We start from the raw sequence: 6,903 nt of genomic DNA on the forward strand, positions 1-6,903 counted from the left end.
ACTGAGTGACTACCGGGCGAAGAGGGTGTCCATCGCCGAAGCTCCTTGCAGGAGTACGGGGCGGATCTGCTTGCGGTAGACGGCTTCGGTGACGGCCGTCCCGCTGTGGCCGACGAGGCGGGCGATGTCCTCCAACGGGACGCCAGAGTCGGAAAGCAACGAGACGAAGCTGTGCCGCATCTCTCGCGGCGTCCAGTAGTACGCGGGCATCCCCGCGTCCTTGACGATCTTCCGGAAGGCGCGGCGTACGTTGTGGGCGTCGAGCGGTGTGCCAACGAGGGAAGCGAAGACGAGACCGTGATCCTTCCACTTCTCGCCTGCCTCCTTCTTATCCTTCCGCTGCTGCTCCCGGTGCGCCTTGAGCGCTTCCACGCATCGCTTGGGCAGCGCTAGTGATCTCCGTGAGCGCTTGGTCTTGGTGTCGCCTCCTTCGCGTACCGAGCGCCACACGGCGATCCATGGCGGGATGTCCTTGTCCGGGTCGCCGACGAGATCCACCTCCTTCCACGTGAGCGCCCGCAGTTCCTCCGTACGGGCACCGATCAGCAGCGACAGGACGACGTAGGCGTACAGGCGTGTGCCCTCGGCCGCGTCGAGGAGGGCGCTCGCCTGGTCGAGAGTGAGGGACTTGGACGGGCGGCCTTCCTTGCCCTCAGGGATCTCGCAGAGGCCCACGACGTTGCGCTTCACCTTGTCGCGGGCTTGGGCGAACTTCACGGCACGGTTCAGGCACGAGTGGAGCAGCCGCACCGTGCGGGCGCTGAGAACTTTGGCCTTGCCGACGAGCCACCGGTCCACGTCCTCGGCGCTCAGCTCGCGCAACTTGCGCGCGCCCAGGTCGGGGAGAATGTGCTTGTCGCACAGGGTCCGGTAGTTGGTGACCGTGTTCTGGTTGCGGCCATGCAGGCCATAGGCGAGCCAGCCCGTCACGGCGTCCGCCACGGTGTAGTTCGCCGGGCCGCTGGCAAGCCCGTCCTCGTGGTCGCGGATGATCTCTTTGAGCTTGGCCTTGGCTTCGGTCTTGGTCTTGCCGCTGGCCTTCTTGACGATGCGCTTGCCGGCCGGGGTGTAGCCGACCGTCACCGAGGCGATCCAGCGTTGCCGCTTCTCGTCCCAGTGCAGGCCGCCGTCGCCCCGGCTGCGTCGTTCGGTCATGAAGCCTCCTGTTCGAGTAGGGCGATGTAGTCCTCAATGGCTGAGGCGGGGATGAGGCGCGTACGCCCCTGGGTGACGGAGCGGAGGCGACCTGAGCGGATGAGCTCGTAGATCACGCTCCGGCTGAGGCTGAGCAGGTGCATGGCGTCGGTGACGCGATAGAGCCGCCGATCGTGGGCGGATGGGGCTGGTGTCATCCGTCCTCCGGCTCTGCCGCGATCTTTCGGGCGGTCTGGACGCGCTGCCGGATGTGCTCGGCCATGATGGCTTCGCCGGACGTGTAGCCGATCCCGGCGAACCGCCAGTGCCCGAGCACGAGCGTGGTCGCATCGCTGACGGCGGGCAGGCCGTGACGCTCCCGCGCTTCGGTGGCCCGATGCTGGGCGCGTGCGCTGCGCAGGTCCCCGAGGGTGGTGGAGTAGCGGCGGCTCTTGGTGGAGAAGTGTCCCCGGAACCCGAGCATGTGCGCCCACTTCCGGAGCCGCAGGCTGGTGAACTCGGGTCGTGCGCCCAGGTCCCAACAGGTACGGATCATGCGCCGGGCGTGCTCGGTGACCGGCAGGGCGTCGAGGTGCAGGCCAGGCTTGAGACCTGTGCCGTGGCACAGTCCGCAGGTGGCCATCAAAGTCATCCGCCCACGGCCCGCGCACGCCGAGCAGGACAGGCGATGATCCACCGTCCCGGAGGCTTCCGCGCCCTTGGTGGCGTACTTGGCGATGTAACCGGCTACGGCCCGCTCGCTGAGCCCTTCGGCGCTCGGATCGACCAGGATCGGCCGGATGTCGAACTGATCGCCCCAGCTCAGTTCCCACTTGCCCAGGGGGCTTGGGGGAGTGGTGAGCCGGACGCGCCGAACGGTGGGTGGAATGGCACGGACCGCGAACATCGCCCTCAAGGACTCGGTCGGGACAGCGGTCCAAGGGACGACGGCCCTGGATGCCGCCAAGAAGGTGCTCACTTTCACTCCCGCTCAAGCGCTACGGCACGCGACCACCTACAGCGTGGAAGTGAACGGCGCCACGGATGTGGACGGCCAAGAGGTCGCTCCACGTCTCTGGCAGTTCACCACGGAGGCGGATGTCACTGCGCCTACGGTGGCGCACGTCAGTCCGGCAGGCGGCGCCACGGGTGTCTCGGTGAAAACCAAAGTCGTCGTGAGGTTCTCCGAGGCCGTGTCGGATGCTCAGATCACCGCTGCCGATGCGGCGGGAGCGCCGGTTCTCGGTGACATCGCTGTAGACGCTGCGAACACAACGTGGACATTGACATTCGGCGGTCCCCTGAACCCCGAAACCGCCCACACCGTCAGTGTCTCAGGGGGGAGGGATCCTGCGGGAAACGTGATGGAACCATATTCCTGGTCCTTCACTACCGCCCAGCCGGACACCGTCGCGCCGACAGTCACCGCGTCGAGCCCCGAACCCAACGCCGTCGATGTGGCTCTCGGCGGCCCGATCAAGGCGACTCTCAGTGAGCCGGTGTCCGAGGGCCAGATTGTGGTCAAGGATCCGGCAGGCGGCATCGTGGCCGGTACTCTCGCGGCGGACTCCACGACCGTCCTGTCCTTCACTCCCGCTCAGCCACTGGCCGAGCGCACCAAATACACGGTTGAGGTGACCGGCGCCAAGGATGACGCGGGCAACGTGATGGCGTTGCACACATGGTCGTTCACCACGAAGGAACTCCCACCACCGCCGAACTCACCGATGGTGTTGAGTGAGTATGTGACTCCCACCAGCGATGAGGAGGGCACGGTCACCTCGACCCTGACACCACGGTTCATCGGCTGGCTCAGCGATCCGGACGGTCGCTCGTCGACCATGACGGTGGAGGTTGAGCATGACCCGACCGCCTCCGGCCAGGGCAGCGGTCTGATCTGGTCGGGCAGCACCACCACAGCAGTGAGTAACGGCTCCTCCGCCGGGATCACCATCGCCTCGGGCAAGTTGACCGACGGATGGAAGGTCCGCTGGCGCGCCCGCGCCACCGCCGCCGGCGTCAACGGCGCCTGGACCACCTGGCACACCCTCAACGTGGACATCTCCAAGCCGACGGTGTCGAGTGAGTATGTGACTCCCACCAGCGATGAGGAGGGCACGGTCACCTCGACCCTGACACCACGGTTCATCGGCTGGCTCAGCGATCCGGACGGTCGCTCGTCGACCATGACGGTGGAGGTTGAGCATGACCCGACCGCCTCCGGCCAGGGCAGCGGTCTGATCTGGTCGGGCAGCACCACCACAGCAGTGAGTAACGGCTCCTCCGCCGGGATCACCATCGCCTCGGGCAAGTTGACCGACGGATGGAAGGTCCGCTGGCGCGCCCGCGCCACCGCCGCCGGCGTCAACGGCGCCTGGACCACCTGGCACACCCTCAACGTGTCTACTTCTACGCCAGCCCTACCTACTGGAAAAACAGCTCCGGCTGGAGTGACCGCGGCAACGGACACGAACACCAGCGGTCCGTTCGACTACCAGCGCATGAGCCCCGCGGACTGCAACGCGGAGCGTCTCAAGTCACCGCGCCCCTGGCACGGATTCGGCTGGACTGTCATGCGTCCCTATACCGGTTGCTACAGCCGGATCGCAGGATGGGGCGACTGGGAGGTCGACCTGCTGACCGGGCTCCCGAAGACGCCGTGCCCCAAGTCGCAAGGCGTCAGGATGACCGTCAACGTCATCATGTACACCAACCTCGGCACCACCAAGGATGGGCCGGTCGTATACGGGCAGAACAACCCCAACCTGAAGGCCAGAGACATCAGTATCTGGATCAACATCAGCGAACTCATCGTCGTGGGCGCCAACTGCGTCCAGACGAACGTGCTCGACGGGCGCAACATCACGGTCAGGGTGGAGGCCGCAGGGTCCGACAACTCCGACTGCGACATGATCGAGGGCCCTGAAGACGGAAAGAGAATCGCCACGATCGGTGAATTCAAGCGAAACGGCCAGACCGCTTTCGTCTTCCGGTCCCAGGGCTCCAATTGGGGAAACTGCACACTGCGCCCCAAGCTCTACCCAGGGGTTAGCATCGACTTCCTCGACCCGGAACCGTTCAAGCTGTGGCACCACCTCGGGACCGAGCAGATCCCCACTCGGCCAAAGGGCGATTTTCCCTTCGTCGCCCGCTGCGACAGCATTCGACTCAGTTATCCGGCGCGCAGGTCCAATGGCGACTTCTATTGGCCCGGCCACACCGGCGGATGCAGAATTCTCGGCGCCGACCGTGTCTACACCATGTACACGGAAGATCCCTTCCGTGGAGAGGTGGCGAGACACATCAGGGACGCCTTCCAAAACCCGCAGGCGACCGATCCGAAGCTGGATCGGCAAGGCCAGCCCATCACCAAGAAGTTCCCCGGCAACTACGACGTGATACCCAGGGCCCCCTTGACCAGGTGGGCGAACAGCGAGCTCGCCCCCGACGGCGTGCTGCTGAACGGGAAGAACCGCACCCAGATGACCTGGTACTGTCCGAACCTCAGCGGGAACGGCCCGGGCAAGGAGTGCGATGAGTATCCGTTCCGCTCCACCTTCCAAGCGCTCGGCGTCGAGGGCAAAATGGTCAACAATGTCTGGACGCCTACGTTCAACGCCTCACTTCGCATGGTGAGCGCGGCGCACAACGAAGCCGCCGGTTTCGATCTAGGCGCTTTCTACTCCCGCTATCGCGTCTTCACTTCGAGCTCCCGCGAAGGCGGCGCGGGCAACTGGCCGTCCAATGCCTTCTGGGTCAGAATCCGCGCGGGCGCGCCACCGTCATAACTCCACAGTCAGGAGGGGGCGTCTCCGGGATGCCCCCTCCTGGCGCACCTACAATCGAGAGGTGATCATGCGGTCGCCGACGTACCTGCACGACCTTCTGGTCTCGACTCTCTTCAACGATGAACTCGATCACGACATGGACCTGTGGTCGCTGGGATTCAGCGCCCTTTGGATCAAGGGAGCGGATCTCGACACCCTCGCCCAGGCCTTCTCCTTGGACCTTTCCACCCGCGTCCCGAGCCACTTGAGCGAAATCCTCGACCACAACGGCGACGACGGTTCTCTCTGGGTAGCCGAGGCCGGAGGGTGGACGGGCATCCTGCCGGCACGTTCAGACGACGCTTTCCTGCTGTCGCTGACCGAAGGAGGCCGTCAGGCCCTCAGCTTCAGCATGGACATCAACGGCCATGACAGATTCAAGTACATCCGGGACGGGCACACCATCGTCTCTTTCCGACCCACCTGGCCCGACTCCAAGCAGGGCAGCGACCCGCACGCGCTCGATCACCTGATGGATGGGCTGCGCTTTCAGGTCAGTGGCGATGACAACCCCGTGGAAGAGGACGAGAGCATTAGCTCGACCCTGGCGTTGATCGGCCGCATAACGGAAACAGACATGGCCGCTGACTGGCTTGAGGCGGTGCACTCTCGCATCGGACTGACCTCAAGGTGACGGGGGTGGCCCCGCCTCTGGTGTACTGGCTGGAGGTTGGCCGTTATCCCATCGCATAAGCCCAGGCCAGCTCGTAGTCTGTGATTTTCATGGGATCGGGCGGCTGGGCGCGGAGGGTCAGAAAGCGTGAGGCGATGACCTGGCGGCGGAGCAGGTAGCGCACCTCGATGATTCTCCAGCCATCAGCAGAGGGCTGTGTTGACAGCGAGGTTGGTACCGCTGGAAGCGGAAGGTCGCTGCCGCACCGCTTCCGGTGCCTCCGGGGTCAGGTGCTGTACAGCAGTTCGTACAGCAACAGCGTCATACAGCGCCAACCTCCGTCGCACGGCGGCGCACGTTCGATCTGTACGGCAGGGCTGTCGTCGTGGGCCCGCCCACAGTTCGCATCGAAGTGGTCATGGCCGTGACGATCGCAGACTTCGGCGCCCGCCGACCATGGCTGGGGCGATCGACGCCGAAGCCCTCCTTCGTCGGGCCCCGGCACCGGGTGACCATGGCTGAGGTGACAGCAGCACTGACAGCAACGTCCCCACACGCAGACGCATCCGCGCGACCGTACACATGCGCCTGACCACGGTCCTGGTCAGCTAGGCAGTGTGTTTGCTCCGCCTGAAAAGCGGACAGTCATTCTCGACGTGAGTGCTGGTTACTCCGTTCTGGTCTTAGCGCATTCGAGGTGGGATCAGGTCGTTGTCAGGGTCGGGGAGGGGCGGTCATGGGACGCACCAGTCCGCTGGCGGAGTCGACGGCGAGCGGATTTGATGGCTTCCTCTCCGCACATCCGAGACCACGGGGAGAACAAGCGCGCGCTCGTCGGCTTGCCTATGAAGGCTGCGCTGCCAAGCGGACACAGGCCGGGCATGCCCGAGTCGCCCTGGGCGAGAACGGCATCGACCAGTCGCAGATCGGCAGTGGATGGACTGGCTTCCCGCAGAGGCTCGTCCTGCTGCCAGCTTGTACGGCATGCTGCACGGCGTTCCGTTTGAGGCTGGATAGTCCCAGTCGGTAGCCGTCTTCGAGGTTCACTGGCCCGGCGTCCACCGTGTACACCAGCAGGTCATCCCAGTGGATGGGCCAGCGTCGTGCTCCGCCGAGTAGTTCGCTTGGCTCGCCGTCGAGTTCCACGAGTGCCAGCGTGCCATTGCGCAGGATGCTCACCACCTTGCCGCGCTGTCCAATGAGTGAGGAGCCCCGCGTTCTCCGGACAGCTTCCTGATGATCACTTCATGCTGCGAGCTGCCGGCTCAGGTACTCGTTGTGGACCTCAAGCGGAGTCCGATACCCGTTTGCGGAATGAAGCCTGCGCCG

General features: G+C 65.0%; 5 protein-coding genes. 2 read left to right on the forward strand and 3 right to left on the reverse strand.

What is annotated here, in order from left to right:
* Positions 1–9: 9 nt before the first annotated feature.
* From ID574_RS44705 to ID574_RS44715, 3 genes are read right to left on the reverse strand one after another with little or no spacing between them, the layout of a single operon-like run.
* Entirely contained in the window at positions 10–1,155 is a 1,146-nt protein-coding gene (locus tag ID574_RS44705; RefSeq protein ID WP_188195117.1) for a tyrosine-type recombinase/integrase, read from the reverse strand.
* Positions 1,152–1,352, reverse strand: a complete 201-nt coding sequence (locus tag ID574_RS44710; protein ID WP_188195118.1) for a helix-turn-helix domain-containing protein — start codon at positions 1,350–1,352, stop codon at positions 1,152–1,154. The genes ID574_RS44705 and ID574_RS44710 overlap by 4 nt, the downstream gene beginning before the upstream one ends.
* Entirely contained in the window at positions 1,349–2,041 is a 693-nt protein-coding gene (locus ID574_RS44715; RefSeq protein ID WP_188195119.1) for a replication initiator, read from the reverse strand. Before ID574_RS44715 ends, ID574_RS44710 begins: the two co-directional genes overlap by 4 nt.
* On the opposite strand from ID574_RS44715, the gene ID574_RS44720 reads away from it, so the two are divergent.
* On the forward strand, positions 2,022–4,922 hold the full coding sequence (locus ID574_RS44720) for an Ig-like domain-containing protein (RefSeq protein ID WP_188195120.1): 2,901 nt from the start codon (positions 2,022–2,024) through the stop codon (positions 4,920–4,922). The genes ID574_RS44715 and ID574_RS44720 overlap by 20 nt on opposite strands.
* A 67-nt stretch (positions 4,923–4,989) precedes the next feature.
* Positions 4,990–5,595: a DUF6461 domain-containing protein gene (locus ID574_RS44725; RefSeq protein ID WP_223167717.1), complete on the forward strand. Its 606-nt coding sequence runs from the start codon at positions 4,990–4,992 to the stop codon at positions 5,593–5,595.
* Positions 5,596–6,903 lie beyond the last annotated feature (1,308 nt).

This window comes from Nonomuraea sp. SYSU D8015, from assembly GCF_008065375.1.
Lineage (GTDB): Bacteria > Actinomycetota > Actinomycetes > Streptosporangiales > Streptosporangiaceae > Nonomuraea.